Below are 15737 nucleotides of genomic sequence, written 5' to 3'. Positions count from 1 at the left end.
CGTACGGCCGGTTCGAGCAGCGGCAACGTGTCCGACGCCCCGTCAAGCCCGGCCCGCGGTCGTTTCCGGGGTGGTGGTGGGGAGGTGCGGCCGGGCGGGTGTCCTCCCTTCGCCGTGGACGCGGCTGGCTCGGTGGGCCGGCCGGATGCACCTACGAGGGCGCGGCTCAGCATGAGCGGGCAGCGTGTGGGACGGGCCCGAGTTGGAGGAGTGCGTATGGACGGCTTGCAGGAGTTTGGCGGCGCCGCGCACGGCTGCCGTGTGCGGGGTCGGAACCACGTGCAGCGGCCCGTGCAGCCGGCCGGCGAGGCGACGGGTGATCTCGGGACGCAGGGCACCTCCGCCGCCCAGGAGGACGCCGCGCCGCAGGGCGTCGGCGGTGAACGAGGAACGGTCCTGGCTGAGCATCGCCGTCAGCATCGCGACCACCGCTGTGGCGATCTGCTCGGGTGAGGTCGTTTCGTCCAGGTCGGCGGTGCCCAGGGCGGTGCGGCGCGCGCCGGTGACGGCGCCGTCGCACAGCAGTACCGCCTCGGTGAGGTGGGCGCCGATGTCCACCACCAGCAGCGGACGGGACATGTCCGCGTCCGCGGCCAGGGCGATGCTCCGGGCGCTGGGCACCGTCAGGACGCTGCGCGGCTGCAGCGCGCCGACCGCGGCGCGTACCTGGGCCCGGTAGGCGACGCCGTCCAGAACGGGAGCGGTGACGATGACCATGGGCCGGGTGCGGCGGGGCATGCGGTGACCGAGCAGGCGCTGCAGCATCCGGGCGCACCCGGCGGGGTCGATGATGGTGCCGCGTTGGACGGGGTGCGCCGCATCGGCGCCCGGGGAGGTCACGGTGGGCACGTCGATGACCACGCCCCTGCCGGCGATCCAGACGCGGGTGCGGGCGCTGCCCAGGTCCAGGGCGATGCCGCAGCAGCGTCGGCACATCGGCCAGGGCCGGTGCCCGGCGGCGCCTCGCCAGCCGTCCGTGCCGGTCACAAGATGCTCAGCAGGAGCATCCTCGAGCTCTTCCGGGCATCCTGGCTGCAGGAGCCCGCGGTGGACTTCGCCGCCCCCGAGGTCAGCCTCGTGAACGCCGACCTGACCGGTCTGCCGCCCACCACCGTCCACTACGGCGAACATGAGACCCTCGCCGACGACGGCGCCCGGCTCGCCCGCCGCCTCGCGGACTTCAAGGTCACCTCCGAGGTCCACGCGCTGCCCTAAGGACAGCACTCGTTCGTCCTGGGCGCGGGACGCGTGCCCGAGGTCGACCGGGCCGTCCAGCAGATGGGCCAGTGGCTGCGCCGGCACCTGAGCAGGGCCCGAATGTGACGACGGGGCCTGCGGAGCAGGCCCGCCGCACCTCCCCATGCCGGCGGTTCCCGTCCTCGTCCTCGACGAGACCGCCGAGCGCCTCGACCCGCCCACCCCGACGCGCTCACCGCCGACTTGCCGGCCGCCACCGAGGGCGCTCGCGGGGTGACTCCGATCCTTGAGCTCGATCTGAAGAGCCAGGTACGGACTGCCTCGGAACTCGTGTGGACCCGCCTGCGACTCCGCCTGCTCGACGACGTGCAGGACCGCCGGCGGGGTGACCGGCCATCTGTCGCGGGCAGGAGGGTCGCCACGCAGACGGAGGTGCGCTCCTCCGGGCTCGCCGCCGGCACTGATCGCGCAGGCCGACGGATCGTTCTGGCGTGGGACCGCATCGGCCGAATGACTGAGACGGCGACGGGACGGGTTTGTCGGTTTGAGGCTTTTGGTGCTCCTTCTCGGGCGGCTTCTCCCGCGCGTCATCCCCGGAGCTGACGCAACGCCATACCTGAGGATGACCAGGCCCATTCCGGCATCAGCTTCAGGTGGTCAGTACTTCGGCTGATCCGGAGGGAGCGGTGCGGACCGGACGATGAAGGAGTCCCCAGCCAGGTGCGCCGTACGCGCGCGCCGGGCTCGCGCCCTCGATCGGAGCAAGACCTCGTGACCACATCGCCGCCCGCTCCCCGCACTCCCACCATTGCCGCCCGCGCCACCGAGCTGTCCAAGGTCTACGGGCAGGGCGATACCCGGGTGGTCGCCCTGGACCGGGTCAGTGTGGGCTTCGGGCAGTCCCAGTTCACCGCGATCATGGGGCCTTCCGGGTCCGGCAAGTCCACACTGATGCACTGCGTGGCCGGGCTGGACAGCTTCTCCTCCGGTTCCGTCCGCGTCGGTGACGTCGAGCTGGGAGCCCTGACGGACAGGCAGCTCACCAAGCTCCGCCGGGACAAGGTCGGCTTCATATTCCAGGCGTTCAATCTGCTGCCGACCCTCACCGCGCTGGAGAACATCACGCTCCCGATGGACCTCGCGGGCCGGACCCCGGACAAGGAGTGGCTGGACAGCGTCATCCAGATGGTCGGCCTGTCGGGCCGGCTCACTCACCGCCCCGCCCAGCTCTCGGGCGGCCAGCAGCAGCGTGTGGCCGTCGCCCGGGCGCTCGCGTCCCAGCCGGAGATCGTCTTCGGGGACGAGCCGACCGGGAACCTGGACTCGCGTGCGGGTTCGGAGGTCCTGGGGTTCCTGCGTGACTCCGTGCGGACGTTGGGTCAGACCGTCGTCATGGTGACCCATGACCCGGTCGCCGCCGCCTACGCGGACCGGGTCGTCTTCCTCGCGGACGGGCGGATCGTCGACGAGATGTACGAGCCCACTGCGGACGCGGTCCGCGAACTCATGAAGTCCTCCGACGCCCCCGGGTTCCGTACGAGCTGAGCCGTTCGGGCCGAGCCGCTGGAGCGCGCCGAGTCGTACGGACCGGCACGCAGCCCCTGACCGACCCCCGTCTTCCCCTCCACTCCCCTCACCAGGACAAACACCACCATGTTCCGCACAGCCCTGCGCAACGTCCTCGCGCACAAGGCCAGACTGCTGATGACCGTGCTCGCCGTGATGCTCGGCGTCGCGTTCGTCTCCGGCACCCTGATCTTCAACGACACCCTCAGCGACGGCTACCGCGACCAGACGGCCAAGAGCTACGCCCACGTGGACGTCGAGGTCCGCCCCTACGGCCAATCCGACAAGGTCCCCGGCATCAGTCGGAAGGAACTGAACGAGATCGCCCGACTCGACAGGGTCGCCGGAGCCGCCGGACGTGTCGGCGGGATCGCCGGCGTCGCGGACAAGGACGGCGGGCTCATCGGCGGTGGCACATCCGGCACGGGCGCCAACTTCGCGCCCGGGAAGGACGGCAAGGACCCGCTCTACGTGTTCACCAAGGGCAGCGGGCCCACCCACCCCCGCCAGGTCGCGCTCGACAAGGACACCGCCGAGAAGGGCGGCTACGACGTCGGCGACACCGTGCGTGTCGCCTTCAGGGGGCCGGCGAAGACGTACGAGCTCTCCGGCATCTTCACCACCGACGACACCTGGGTGGCCCTGGGCGACAGCCTGGCGCTGTTCGACACCCCGGTCGCTCAGCGGCTCTTCCTCCAGCCCGGCTACTACGAGTACGTCACCGTCACCGCCGCCCCGGGCACGTCGAGCACCGAACTCGCCGCCACTTTGAGGAAGGTGCTTCCGGATGACACGGACGTCAAGACGGGCCGGCAACTCGCCGATGAGAGGGCCGAGGGAGGGGCGAGTGACGCGTTGATGCTCAGTACGATCCTGCTCGCCTTCGCCGGCGTCGCGCTCTTCGTCAGCGTCTTCCTGATCGCCAACACCTTCACCATGCTCGCCGCCCAGCGCACCCGCGAGCTTGCTCTGCTGCGCGCGGTCGGCGCCTCCCGCAGGCAGGTCACCCGGTCCGTGCTGATCGAGGCGATGGCTGTCGGCATCGTGGGCGCCGCCGGCGGGCTCGGAGTCGGCGCCGCCATGGCCGCCGTGGCGCGTTCCACGGTCGGTGTCTTCGGCGCGAAGAACCCGGACGGGCCGCTGGTCGTCACGGCGACGACCGTCCTGGTCGCGGCTGCCGTCGGGGTCCTGGTCACCATGCTGGCCGCCTGGCTGCCGGCCCGCCGCGCCGCGAAGATCCCGCCGGTCGCGGCCATCGGCAGCGCACACCTGCCCGCCACCACCAGGTCCCTGCTGGTGCGGAACCTGCTCGGCGGCATCATGGTGCTGCTCGGCGCGGCGGTCGTGGTCGCGGGCGCAGGGGCCGGCGGCTCCCTCGGCAAAGCGCTCGTCGGACTCGGTGCCGTCCTCGTAGTGACTGGTGTCCTCGTGCTGATCCCGTTGCTGTCCCGGCCCGTGATCGCCCTCGTACAGCCGCTGCTGCGGCGCGGCTTCGGGGTCTCCGGCAAGCTCGCCGGCCAGAACGCCGTACGCAGCCCGCGCCGTACCGGCGCCACCGCCTCCGCGCTGGCCATCGGCCTCACGCTGGTCAGCGCTCTGACCGTACTCGCCACCACCGTCGGCCAGTCCACGGACAGGATGACGACGGACATCGTCAAGGCGGACTACATGGTCACGGACAGCGGCGCGGGCCTGGACACCTCGGCGGCCGCCGCACTGCGCAAGGCCCCCGGCGTCACGACGGTGTCGGAGGAACAGCAGTCCTGGATGCAACTCGACGGCATCCAGGAGGATGTCTCCGCCGTCACCCCGGCGGACTTCGACAAGGCCATCCGCCTCCCGGTCGTATCAGGCTCGCAGGGCACGCTCGCGAAGGGGCAGGTCGCCGTCGCCGAAGACGAAGCGCGGGCCCACGGCTGGAAAGTGGGGGACACCCTGCCGGCCGTGTACGGGGACTCCGACAAGAGCCGCAAGCTGACCGTCGGGGCCGTCTTCGAGTCCAACGAAGTCGTCCTGCCGGTCGTCGTCTCCGCGGACGTGATCGATCCGAACGCCACCTCCACGACTTCCTCGAAGGCCTACCTCAAGACGGATGGCAGCACGCACGAGAAGGCACTCGCCGACGCCCTCGCCGGGCGCCCGGGGATCAAGATCGATGACCGGCAGGCCATCCGCGAGGAGTTCAGCGGAGCCTTCGGCACCGTGCTGAACGTCCTGTACGCACTGCTGGCGATCTCCCTGCTCATCGCCGTGCTCGGGGTGGTCAACACGCTCGCGATGTCGGTCTTCGAGCGGCAGCGGGAGGTCGGCATGCTGCGTGCCGTCGGACTCGACCGGCGGGGCGTGACGCGGATGATCCAGCTGGAGTCCGTGGTCATCTCCCTCTTCGGCGCGGCGGTCGGCATGGCGGTCGGAACCTTCCTGGGCTGGGCCGTCTGCGAGATCGTGAAGGCGGACATCCCCGGATACGCGCTGGTGCTGCCGTGGGACCGGTTCGGGCTCTTCCTCCTGCTGGCGGCGCTGGTCGGCCTGCTGGCCGCCATGTGGCCGGCCCGCAGCGCGGCCCGGCTGAACATGCTCACCGCCATCAAGACCGAGTAGACGGAGCGCGTCGCCGTTTGGCCTCGGGCACGCCGTGCCTGAGGCCAAACGCGGTCCCCTCGCCGGCAGCCTGTCCGTTCCTCCAGTCACCATTGGGCTCTCTTCTTACTTACTTGTAAGTTAGAAACATGACTACGCTCCTGGCCGAAGCGGCCGCAACAGACATCGACGCCCTCGAGGCGTTCTGCGATCGATGGGAGAGTGCCTGGAACGAGCACGACGGCGACGCCGTGGCGGCGCTGTGCGCCGAGGGCCTGGTGTATGACGAGCCGGCACTGGGTGAGACAGCGCACGGCCGTGACAGCATCCGCGGCTTCGTTAGGCAGATGGCACACGCCTTTCCCGACTACTCGTTCACGCGTATGGGGTTGTACGGGGAGGTGAGTCGGCGGGCCGTACTGGTGGCGTGGCACTTCTCGGGGACCCTCGCCGGCACGGATCAGCGCGTGGAGTTCCACGGTGACGACCGCCTGGAGCTGGGCGAGGACGGACTGATCCACGCCTACCGATGCCTGTACGACTACCGTTCGGTGCTGAGCCAGCTCAACCGCGCGGAAACCGGGCAGTGACCGAGCCGGGCCGCACGCGTAAACCCGCGGCGGTGCGGCGGGCCGAGATCATGGAAGCGGCTGACGCGGAGTTCGCCCTGAAGGGGCTGTCGGGGGCGGGCATCGAGGCGATCGCCGCCCGTGTCGGGATCTCACACCCCCGCATCGTGCAGATGTTCGGCTCGAAGCGTGATCTGTTCCTTCAGGTCGTACATGCGGCCTACGACAGGATCGAGGCCACGTTCGAGAGTGCCGAACCGTCGCTGAGCGCGCTCGGTGACGCCTATCGGCAGCTGCTGCAGAGCCGGCCCACCGTCGGCCTCGTCCTGTTGCAGGCTTACGCCGCGGCAGGCGACGTGGTGGTCCAGAAGTCGGTACGGCGACGCCAGCTCGACCTCCAGCAGACCATCATCCGCCTGACGGACGCCGACTCCAAGCAGGTGCGATCGTTCTTCGCAACCGGTCTCGTCCTGACGGTCTCCACGGTGCTGGACCTTCCTGGACGGCGCGCCGACGCGGAGTGGTGCGCCTGGATCATCGGCCACACGGATCCACCCGCCGACGAGCCGTGAGCGGCAAGCGGCGACAGCCCCCCTTCGCCCCTCGGAGCGGGCACCCGCAGCGTCGCCACACCGGCGATCGGCGGAACGGCAACGTCGGGTGGGCAGTCGTCGCCGCATCGCCACCCGTTGCCTCGTCCTGACGGGCATTTCCGGCGCGGCGAGGCGCGGGCCCAGGCCGTTCGAACAGCTCGTGGGCATGACGCCCCCCATAGGCGCCCGCCTTCCCGAAAAGGATGCATCATGACAGAACATCTTGAGATCCCGTCGGCTTCAGGCACCTTCGACGCGATCACAGCAGGACCCGCCGACGGCCGCCCGGTCCTGCTCCTGCACGGCTTTCCCCAGACCGCCATCGTCTGGGAGGAGCAGGTGGCCGCGCTGGGTGACCAGGGCTTCCTCGCAGTAGCGCCCGACACCCGCGGCTATTCGCCAGGTGTGCGCCCCACGCAGGCCGAAGCGTACGGGGTGAGCGAACTGGTCGGGGACGTTCTGGCGGTGGCCGACGCACTCGCCTGGGATCGCTTCGACCTCGTCGGGCACGACTGGGGCGGTGCCATCGCCTGGTGGACCGCGGCCCGGCATGCCGAGCGACTGCGCACGCTCACCGCGGTGTCGACACCGCATCCCAGTGCGTTGGGCGAGGCGCACAGCACCGACGACGACCAGCGCCGTCGCTCCCAGTACCAGCGGGACTGGCGGAGCCCCGACACCGAGGCCCGCTTCCTGGCGGACGACGCCACGTTCCTGCGTTCGCTCTATCAGGGCAGAGTTCCCGCCCGTCACGTCGACGCGTACGTACGGCGTCTCTCCGAGCCCGGCGCCCTGAGCGCGGCCCTCAACTACTACCGCGCTGACCGGCCCGACGCCGCGGTCGGGAAGATCCAGGCACCCACGCTCTACGTCTGGGGGACCGAGGACGTCGCGCTCGGATCCACGGCCGCTCATGCCACAGAGAAATGGGTGAGCGGCCCCTACTCGTTCCACGCACTGCAAGGCATCAGCCACTGGGTGCCTGACGAGGCTCCCGAGGCCCTCACCGGCCTGATCATCGACCACCTCGACGACAACTAGCCTGCGCTCCGCCCCGGCGCCCAACTGTCCTTCACCCGACGCCGACGGCATGCGCCTGCCTGCTTCGCCACCCAACGAGGCACTCGCGCGGACGGCGGTCTCCCGGATCCCGGCCTGTCCCCTCGCACACAGCCACAGATCCGGCCGCCGACCTACCCTCCCGGGCGGAATCCCCGTTCGTAGGCCCCGCCTTCGCGATGAGGGTCGTCGGCCAGGCGGCGCGCGGTCGCAGCGCGTCTCACGGTGGGGAGGAGGGCCACGACCTCCCAGCCGTGGTCATTGCGTGGGCCGGTGTGAAGTGTGCCGTCGAGGGCGGTGACACGTTCGGTGAGGCCGACGATGCCGAAGCCTCCGCCGCGGGCGGCGTTCGGCATCGGGGCGCCTCCGCGGCCGTTGTCGCGCACTGTCACGCGCAGGGTGTCGTCGGTGTGCGCGAGGGCCACGGTGACTTCGGTGGCGTCGGCGGCGTGGCGCCGTACGTTCGTGAGGGCTTCCTGGACGACGCGGTAGGCGGCAGCCTGCACCTCGTGGGGCAGGTGCCGGGGCACTGAGGCGTCGCCGTGCAGTTCGGCGTTCGGACCGATCGGACCGCCGAACCCGTCCACCAGTTCCGCAAGGGCTTTCAGGTCCCCTACCGGGCGGTTCTCGCCTGGCTCGAGGCGGGCCGTCTCCTGCGGGCCACTGCGCAGGATGCCGACGGTCACGCGCATGGAGTCGAGCGCCTGGGTCGCGGCCTGTTCGATGCCCGCCAGGACCGGGTCCAGGCGGTCGGGTTCGGTGGCGGCCATCATGCGGGCCATCTGTGTCTGGACCAGGATGCCGGTGACATGGTGGGCGACGAAGTCGTGCAGGTCGGCCGCCATGGCAAGGCGTTCGGAGCGGCGCGTCTCGGCGACCGCGACGCCGCGTCTGTGGTCCAGGGAGCGCAGACAGGCGCCGAGGCCGGCGAATACGCCGGCCAGCAGCGCCAACGGCAGCGCGAACAGCAGCGCGTCTTCCTTGGCGATGACGTCGTGGAAGCGCAGCGGCACCACCACTGTCGCCCCGCCGGTGAGGACGGCACACAGCCACACCCACCGTGGTGAGCAGGTACGGACGGCGATCAACAACAGGCAGAGCAGGACCGTCACTTCACCGGGGCCGAGTGTCCGCACGCGCTCGGCCGTCGCGGCCACGGCGGTCAAGGCCAGGGACACACCTGCTGGCACGGCGGTCCGCAGTTGAGGGGTGAGCCACGCGGGTTGCCGGGCGGAGGGCCAGAGGACGGCCGCGAAGCCGAGCGACAGGAGCAGGAGCACCGGCAAGAGGGTCTTGCCGTTCACGACGGCGATGAGCACGTCCGCGGCGGCCAGCAGGACCAGCGTGGTGATGCCCACCGCACGCAGGCAGCCCTGTCGGCGGGTCCGCGTCATGGTGAGGTCGTCCGGCGCAGGCAGGAGGTTCACATCGGTCACTGTAGAGAGGAGCGGTCGGCTGTGCCCCGGCCGGTCGGCCGGGGCAGACGTCAGGCGCGGGAACCGCTTCGCCGGCGGTTCCCGCGCCTGGTCGTGGCACGGTGGAAGCTGTCAATTGATCCGGACGATCTTCCAGAGCTGGTCGTCGAGGCTGGCGCTGCCCCACTGGATGACGGCTGCCCCGTTCGCGGTGGAGGACTGGGCGACGCCGGCGACGAGGGTGCTGTTCACGTTCCGGAGTTTGTAGTAGCCGCCGCCCGCGTCGGTGAGGGTCCACCTCTGGGAGTCGGCGCTGGAGGCGGTGTTCTGGACGACGGCCGCTCCCGCTGTGGTGGAGGAGCCTTGGATGTCGAGGTTGAGGTTGCTCTTGACGTTCTTGATGGTCCAGGCGCCGCTGCCCGCGGACTGGAAGGTGAAGAGCTGGCAGGCGCAGGCCGTGTTCTGCCACTGCCCGACGGCGGTGCCGGCGGTGGTGGAGCCGTTCGGGATGTCGAGGTACTTGCCGCTGTTCTTGTTCACCAGGACGTACTGGCCGGTGCCCAGGGGCGGCAGGGCGGTCTGGGTGAGGTTCCAGCGCTGGCAGCCGCAGGTGGTGCTGCTCCACTGGACGGCGGTGGTGCCGACGGTGGTGGAGGCGCTGGGTATTTCGAGGAACTTGCCACTGATGCGGTTGGTGATGCTGTACCCGCCGGCCGGGTGGGGCGCGACGGCCCATTCGTGGTCGAGGGTGCCGTTGTCATCCCACTGCAGGACGGTTGCGCCGTCGGCGGTGGACTGGTTCTGGACGCCGAGGACCTTGCCGCTGGCGACGTTGAAGATCTTGAAGTAGCCCGAGGACTGCTGCTCCAAGCGCCACTGCTGGTTGGTGGAGGTGGTGGGGTTCTGCTGGGTGGCGGTGGTGCCGTTGGTGGTGGAGCCGCCGACGATGGTGAGGTTCAGGGCGCTGTTCGCGTTGGTCATGGTGTAAGTGGCGCCGTTGGAGATGCCGCCGCCCAGGTCGATCGTGCTGTATGTGACCGGGTTGGAGAGGTTGCTGCCTCCGCGTCCGGCGCTGAGGATCAGCAGGCTGTGCCCGTCGGGGAGGGCCGTCATGCCGCGGCTGTAGCCGCCGGCCACATTGGCGCTGATGCGCGTCCAGGTGTTCGCGGCGCCGTTCTGCGTGTTGATGAACAGGTCCTCGGCGCTGTTGGCGCTGACGGCGAGGGTTCCGTTGGGGCCTCCGGTGGGCAGCCAGGTCATGTAGGGAGCGCTCTGGGGCACCACGCCGTCCGTCGTCCGCAGCGGGATGCCGGTGACCGAGCCGAATGCCTCCGGGTCGGAGGAGATCTTGTAGTAGACGGAGAAGTTGCCCTCGGGAGCGCCGCCGTACTCGTACGACAGGACGTACTTGCCGTTCGGCAGCTTCGCGACGGTGGGCATGCCCGGCCGGTCGCCGGCGGTGGGCATGGCCACGTCGTCGACGGCGGGGCCCCAGGTGCGGGCGTCCGTGGAGACCTGGTGCACGATCTTCTGGCCGTGGTCGGGGTCGCGCTGGTCGGAGTAGTAGACGATCAGCTTGCCGTCGGAGACCAGGAAGAACGGCTCCCACACGGGAGTCTGGCCGTTGGTGTCGAACGCCGAGCCACCGGTGGCGATGTTGCTGACGAAGCTCCAAGTCTGACCGCGGTCGGTGCTGGCGTACAGGTCGATCTTGGTGGCCGACCGGTCGGAGGGCACCGAGTCACCCGCGGCCAGGATGGTCCCGGCCGGGAAGTCACCTATGGCGGTGGGCAGTTCGAAGAGCTCGGGCTGCCAGCGCATGCCCCAGCCGTTCTGGGTGTCGGCGACGTCGGAGAGCTTGCTCCAGGAGTTGCCGTTGTCGGTGGAGCGGTAGATCGGGAAGACCGGCGTGCCGCTGGTGTACTGCTCGAAGGTGGCGAGCAGGGTGCTGTTGGCTGATCCGTTGTGCTGGAGGCGCAGCACCCGTGGATACAGGGAGCCGGGCGAGGGTGCCCCCGCGGGCGGGGTGTACATCGTCTGCGAGGGACGCGAGAGGGCCTGCGCCCGTCCCGCGGCCGGCAGCATCATCGTCGCCGCGGCGACGATCAGCGCCAGGAACAGGAACAGCAGGGTGGTGGGACGGGAACGCTGAGCGGCGCCGGGTCTGGCGCCCAACAGTGCAGGGGACATGTGCGGCTCTCAGAACAGGGGAGGGATAGGAGGGTCCGGTGCCTGCCGCCCCGGGACCGAACAGGGCAGGAAGCGGCGAGCCCGGAGTGCGCGTCCACCGCGTACGAGGAACTGCGGCGTCGTGCGGCACGGGAGTCGGACCGGTCCGCCTCTCGGAGTGAGACGACCGGTGCGAGTGGCAGAGCTGTACCCGGGGCACGGTGTGTTCCCTGCTGCCGGGGGCTCTCAGGTGGTGCGCCGGCCCGTCTTGTCGGGGTGGGACGGCGGAGGCGCGGTCGAGCCGCGGACGACGAGTTCGACCGGTGGGTCGCTCGCCTGCGGCAGGTCGGTGTCGGGCTTCTCGATCGCGTGCACGAGAAGGCGGACGCCTTCTCGTGCCGCGGCCTCGAAGGGCTGGCGCACGGTGGTCAGGGGAGGGGAGACGTAGGCGAAGACCGGATTGCCGTCGAAGCCGACGACACTGATGTCCTCCGGCACCCGGCGCCCGGCTTCCCGCAGGGCGTGGATGAGGCCCATGGCCATCTCGTCGCCCGCCGCGAAGACAGCGGTCACGGAATGGTCCGGGGCCAGCGCCCGACCCACGGCATGGCCGGAGGCGGCCGACCAGTCACCGTTGAGCAGCGGCGGCTCGTGCGCGCCCCGCGCAGCGAGCGCCGCCTGCCATCCTTCGATGCGGTCCTTGGTGGCGTACCACCGGCGTGGTCCGGCGAGATGATGGACGGTCGGGTGTCCCAGGTCCAGCAGATGCTCGGTGGCCGCCCGCGCCAGCTCGTGTGCGCCCACACCCACGGTCACGGTACGGGTGGCGAGGAAAGCAGGCGGTGCCCCCAGGAAGAGGACGGGGACGTCGACGCGGACGCCGACATCACCCTCCACGATGGGTTCCGAGACGACGACGCCGTCCACCCCTTGCTCGAGCAGTATCTCCACCGCCCCCGCGATACCCGCGGGGGCGCCATCCGGCGTGTTGACCACACGGAGCGCGTAGCCCGCGTCGCGCACGGCCCGCTCGATGTGCACGAGCAGTGAAGCGGTCCCGTACCCGGCGGTGCCCAGGGCGACCACGCCGATGGAGCCGGTACGCCCGGAGGCCAGTGTTCTGGCCGCCTGGTTGAGCCGGTAGCCGAGTTCCTCGGCGGCCGCGAGGACCTTTGTGCGTGCCTCCTCGGAGACATAGGGCTCGTTGTTGAGGACCCGGGACACCGTCTTGCGCGACACCCCGGCCAGGCGGGCGACGTCCGCACTGCGCGGCACAAAGGAGCCCTCGCTCCGTCCCACCACTGCTGCCATGAGGTCTCCCGACGGCCGTGCGTCTGCATTGAAGGAGGTCACACTGTATGACCACGCGGTCTGACCGCGTGGTCATGTCTACGTAGCCGACGGCTGGACGTCAAGGCTTCTCGCAGTATCGATTCCGGTGGGCGGCGACGAATCCGATGGTGGGCGGCTGTCGGCGACGGGGTGCGCGGCCACCTTGAGGGGGTCGCCTCTGGCAGGTATACATGCTGGTCAAACGGTAGAAGTTCAGTCGCAAGTCCGCTCACGGCAAGAGGTTGTGGTTCCCGTCCGACCGTGGGCCGGCCGCCCTGCCGACAGGTTCGGCCGGCCCTGGACTCAGGGTGAAGAGGACTTGACATCACCTCCCCGGAGCATTCAGTCTTCCTCGCAACCGCCGGTCGTATTTGTTCGATCGTGTTGAGTCTTGGTCGCGTGGACGACCGCTTCCCCGTCACATCCCCTGGGTCGACGTGCCGCCTGGGCACGGCCGCCCTGTTCAGGAGCCGAAATGCACTCTTCCTCCCTCGGTCGGCCCGTGCCTGCTGCCAGTCGCCGCACCGTTCTGCGCGGTATTGGTGGCGCAGCCGTCCTCGGTGCCGGCATACCGCTGCTCAGCGCCTGTGGCGGCAGCGGTACGGCTGCCGACCCGAAGACCGTCAGCCTCGGGTCGAACGCGTCGGACGCGGTGCCGAAGAAGGCGTTCGCCGAGATCTACGCGGCGTTCACGAAGCAGTCCGGGATCACGGTCGACGTGAACACCAAGGACCACAACACGTTCCAGGAGCAGATCAACTCCTACCTCCAGGGCACCCCGGACGACGTGTTCAACTGGTTCGCCGGCTACCGCATGCAGTTCTTCGCCGCAAAGGGCCTGGCCTCCCCGATCGACGACGTGTGGCAGAAGATCGGTGGCAACTTCCCCGATGCGATGAAGGCGCTCAGCAAGGGCGCTGACGGCAAGTACTACTTCGTGCCGATCTCCACGTCTCTCTGGGGCGTCTTCTACCGCAAGAGCGTCTTCAAGAAGTACGGCTACGAGGTCCCCACCACGTGGGACCAACTCGTCGCGCTGTGCAAGCAGATGAAGAAGGACGGCCTGGTCCCGTTCGCCTTCGGCGACAAGGACGCCTGGCCCGCGCTCGGCACCTTCGACCAGATCAACTTCCGTACCAACGGCTACGACTTCCACGTCGAACTGATGGCCGGCAAGGCGTCCTGGACGGATGCCAAGGTCCGCACCGCCTTCGACCACTGGGCCGAGATCCTCCCCTACCACCAGGAGGGCGCCGTCGGCCGCACCTGGCAGGACGCGGCCCAGACGCTGATATCGAAGAAGGCGGGCATGTACCTGTTCGGCAGCTTCGTGGCACAGCAGTTCACGAACAAGGCGGACCTGGACGACCTCGACTTCTTCCCCTTCCCGGAGATCAACTCCGCGCACGGGCAGGACACCGTCGAGGCCCCCACCGACGGCTTCATGCTTTCCAAGGCCCCGAAGAACAAGACCGGCGCGCTCAAGCTCCTGGAGTTCCTGGGTACCCCGGAGGCCGAGCAGATCTACCTGAAGTCCGACCCGAGCCTGGTCGCGGCGTCCGACAATGCCGACACCTCCTCGTACACCGCGCTGCAGAAGAAGGCGTACGCGACGATCGCCGGCGCCAAGCACCTCACCCAGTTCATGGACCGCGACAGCCGACCGGACTTCACCTCCACGGTGATGCAGCCCGCCCTGCAGAAATTCGTCCGTGACCCCAGGGGCGTCGACAGCCTGCTGGCGTCGATCGAGCGCCAGAAGAAGACGATCTTCGCGTCCGCATGACCGTCACCACGAACACCGGTACCGGGACCGGCACCACCAGCACCCCGGGGACGGCCGCAGCGCCGCCCCCGGGCACCCCGAAGAATGTGACCAAGAATCAGGCCAAGCGGCCGCGGGCGCCCTTGGGCCACCGACGGCTGCTGACCCGACGGGACCGCCTCACGCTCGGCCTGATGGCCGGCGTACCGACGATCCTGCACGTCATGCTCGTCTGGCTCACGGCGCTCGCCTCGATCGCGCTGGCCTTCACCACCTGGGACGGCATCGGCTTCGACTCCATCAAATGGGTCGGCCTGGACAACTTCCGTGAACTGCTCACCAACAACCCGCAGTTCTGGCCGGCCGTCGAGCACAACGTCGTCTGGTTCGTCGTGCTCATCCTGATACCGACGCCGCTGGGCCTGTTCCTAGCCGTGCAGCTCGACAAGAAGATCCGGTTCAGCAAGGTGTACCAGACCGCGTTCTTCCTGCCGGTCGTGCTGTCGATGGCGGTCATCGGCTTCGTCTGGCAGTTGGTCTACAACCCGGACACGGGCCTGATCAACAACCTGATCGGTGCGAACGAGCCCGGTCACTACATCGACTGGATCATCGAGGCGCTGCGCGCCTTCGACCTGGTCTTCGTCTTCAACAAGGGCGCCCAGGGCACCGAACTGCTGTCGATCCTGGTGACGAACAACATCATCGGTGAGTCGAGCCGGATCGGATACGGCTCCGCCATCGCCGTGGTCCTGCTGGTGATCTCCCTCGCCGTGATCATCCCGTACCTGATCGCGACCTTCCGGAAGGAGCGGCGCGCATGAGCACCGTGAGCGCCCTGGGCAAGCAGCGCACCCCCGTCCGCCCCGCCCGGATCCTGCTGCACGTCTTCCTCGCCGGTGCCGCGCTGGCCTGGTTGGCGCCGCTGCTGTGGGCCCTGTTCGCGGCGATGCGGCCGTACGCAACCTGCTCCCGCAGCAGGTCATCATCACCCCGCTGTACCGCCTCTACCTGCTCATCGACCTGCCCGGCATCACCATGAGCGGCAAGCTGTACGACTCGGCGCTGGGCCTGGTGCTGATCCACGTGGCGTTCCAGTCCGGGTTCTGCGCCTTCGTGCTGAGCAACTACATGCGCTCGCTGCCGCACGAGCTGACCGAGGCCGCGTTGGTCGACGGTGCCTCGGTGTGGCGGCTGTACTGGCAGATCGTGCTGCCGCTGTGCAAGCCGGCGATGGCCGCCCTGGCGACGTTGCTGTCCATCTGGATCTACAACGACTTCTTCTGGGCGATCGTGCTGATCTCCACCGGCGAGAACATGCCGATCACCTCGGCGCTGAACAACCTCTCCGGCCAGTACTTCACCGATCCCAACCTGGTCGCCGCCGGCGCCCTGCTCACCGCGATCCCCACCCTGATCGTCTACTTCGTGCTCCAGCGCCAGTTCGTCAGCGGTCTCACGCTGGGCGCCAACAAGGGCTGAAGCACGCCTC

At 69.3% G+C, this 15737-nt stretch carries 12 protein-coding genes and 1 pseudogene; 9 read left to right on the top strand and 4 right to left on the bottom strand.

Features of this window, described 5'->3' with window-relative positions; genetic code table 11:
* Positions 1-42 precede the first annotated feature (42 nt).
* Entirely contained in the window at positions 43-936 is an 894-nt protein-coding gene (locus tag IG99_RS11755) for a rod shape-determining protein (protein ID WP_078947660.1), read from the bottom strand.
* Between the two features lie 54 nt (positions 937-990).
* Between IG99_RS11755 and IG99_RS11750 the strand changes: the two genes are divergently transcribed.
* The 6 genes from IG99_RS11750 (at position 991) to IG99_RS11725 (ending at position 7546) form a co-directional block, all read left to right on the top strand.
* Complete coding sequence (locus IG99_RS11750; protein ID WP_234311815.1) at positions 991-1215, top strand: alpha/beta hydrolase fold domain-containing protein; 225 nt, start codon at positions 991-993, stop codon at positions 1213-1215.
* A 753-nt stretch (positions 1216-1968) separates the two neighbouring features.
* Positions 1969-2742, top strand: a complete 774-nt coding sequence (locus IG99_RS11745; protein WP_037672618.1) for an ABC transporter ATP-binding protein — start codon at positions 1969-1971, stop codon at positions 2740-2742.
* A 108-nt stretch (positions 2743-2850) separates the two neighbouring features.
* The gene (locus IG99_RS11740; protein ID WP_037672616.1) at positions 2851-5364 is read left to right on the top strand and encodes an ABC transporter permease; all 2514 of its coding nucleotides are present in this window, start codon (positions 2851-2853) and stop codon (positions 5362-5364) included.
* A gap of 128 nt (positions 5365-5492) precedes the next feature.
* On the top strand, positions 5493-5933 hold the full coding sequence (locus IG99_RS11735) for an ester cyclase (RefSeq protein WP_037672615.1): 441 nt from the start codon (positions 5493-5495) through the stop codon (positions 5931-5933).
* Positions 5930-6484, top strand: a complete 555-nt coding sequence (locus IG99_RS11730; RefSeq protein WP_234311814.1) for a TetR/AcrR family transcriptional regulator — start codon at positions 5930-5932, stop codon at positions 6482-6484. The genes IG99_RS11735 and IG99_RS11730 overlap by 4 nt, the downstream gene beginning before the upstream one ends.
* 231 nt (positions 6485-6715) lie before the next feature.
* Positions 6716-7546 carry an alpha/beta fold hydrolase gene (locus tag IG99_RS11725; protein WP_037672613.1) on the top strand — a complete coding sequence of 277 codons (831 nt, stop codon included), beginning with the start codon at positions 6716-6718 and terminating at the stop codon, positions 7544-7546.
* A 152-nt stretch (positions 7547-7698) separates the two neighbouring features.
* Here IG99_RS11725 and IG99_RS11720 read toward each other — a convergent pair whose 3' ends face one another.
* From IG99_RS11720 to IG99_RS11710, 3 genes are all read right to left on the bottom strand, one after another.
* Positions 7699-9000, bottom strand: a complete 1302-nt coding sequence (locus IG99_RS11720; RefSeq protein ID WP_078947659.1) for a sensor histidine kinase — start codon at positions 8998-9000, stop codon at positions 7699-7701.
* Positions 9001-9111: 111 nt separating this feature from the next.
* Positions 9112-11169, bottom strand: a complete 2058-nt coding sequence (locus IG99_RS11715; RefSeq protein ID WP_037672611.1) for an RICIN domain-containing protein — start codon at positions 11167-11169, stop codon at positions 9112-9114.
* Between the two features lie 225 nt (positions 11170-11394).
* Positions 11395-12459, bottom strand: a complete 1065-nt coding sequence (locus tag IG99_RS11710; RefSeq protein WP_051865214.1) for a LacI family DNA-binding transcriptional regulator — start codon at positions 12457-12459, stop codon at positions 11395-11397.
* Positions 12460-12955: 496 nt separating this feature from the next.
* On the opposite strand from IG99_RS11710, the gene IG99_RS11705 reads away from it, so the two are divergent.
* The 3 genes and pseudogenes from IG99_RS11705 (at position 12956) to IG99_RS11695 (ending at position 15727) form a co-directional block, all read left to right on the top strand.
* The gene (locus IG99_RS11705) at positions 12956-14266 is read left to right on the top strand and encodes an ABC transporter substrate-binding protein (RefSeq protein ID WP_037672607.1); all 1311 of its coding nucleotides are present in this window, start codon (positions 12956-12958) and stop codon (positions 14264-14266) included.
* A complete protein-coding gene (locus tag IG99_RS11700) occupies positions 14263-15069 on the top strand; it encodes a carbohydrate ABC transporter permease (protein ID WP_037672606.1) in 807 nt (268 codons plus the stop codon). Before IG99_RS11705 ends, IG99_RS11700 begins: the two co-directional genes overlap by 4 nt.
* Positions 15066-15727: pseudogene (locus tag IG99_RS11695) on the top strand (carbohydrate ABC transporter permease). The gene IG99_RS11700 and the pseudogene IG99_RS11695 overlap by 4 nt, the downstream one beginning before the upstream one ends.
* Positions 15728-15737: the final 10 nt, after the last annotated feature.

Source organism: Streptomyces griseus subsp. griseus, assembly GCF_000720255.1.
GTDB classification, from domain to species: Bacteria; Actinomycetota; Actinomycetes; order Streptomycetales; family Streptomycetaceae; genus Streptomyces; species Streptomyces griseus_I.
This window is presented reverse-complemented; position numbering and strand designations above follow the sequence as displayed.

Bases quoted from the DNA above. Each gene is read 5' to 3' on its own strand.
- IG99_RS11740 (WP_037672616.1), top strand. From the start codon at position 2,851: ATGTTCCGCACAGCCCTGCGCAACGTCCTCGCGCACAAGGCCAGACTG.
- IG99_RS11700 (WP_037672606.1), top strand. From the start codon at position 14,263: ATGACCGTCACCACGAACACCGGTACCGGGACCGGCACCACCAGCACC.
- IG99_RS11755 (WP_078947660.1), bottom strand. From the start codon at position 936: ATGTGCCGACGCTGCTGCGGCATCGCCCTGGACCTGGGCAGCGCCCGC.
- IG99_RS11750 (WP_234311815.1), top strand. From the start codon at position 991: ATGCTCAGCAGGAGCATCCTCGAGCTCTTCCGGGCATCCTGGCTGCAG.
- IG99_RS11725 (WP_037672613.1), top strand. From the start codon at position 6,716: ATGACAGAACATCTTGAGATCCCGTCGGCTTCAGGCACCTTCGACGCG.
- IG99_RS11735 (WP_037672615.1), top strand. From the start codon at position 5,493: ATGACTACGCTCCTGGCCGAAGCGGCCGCAACAGACATCGACGCCCTC.
- IG99_RS11715 (WP_037672611.1), bottom strand. From the start codon at position 11,169: ATGTCCCCTGCACTGTTGGGCGCCAGACCCGGCGCCGCTCAGCGTTCC.
- IG99_RS11710 (WP_051865214.1), bottom strand. From the start codon at position 12,459: ATGGCAGCAGTGGTGGGACGGAGCGAGGGCTCCTTTGTGCCGCGCAGT.
- IG99_RS11705 (WP_037672607.1), top strand. From the start codon at position 12,956: ATGCACTCTTCCTCCCTCGGTCGGCCCGTGCCTGCTGCCAGTCGCCGC.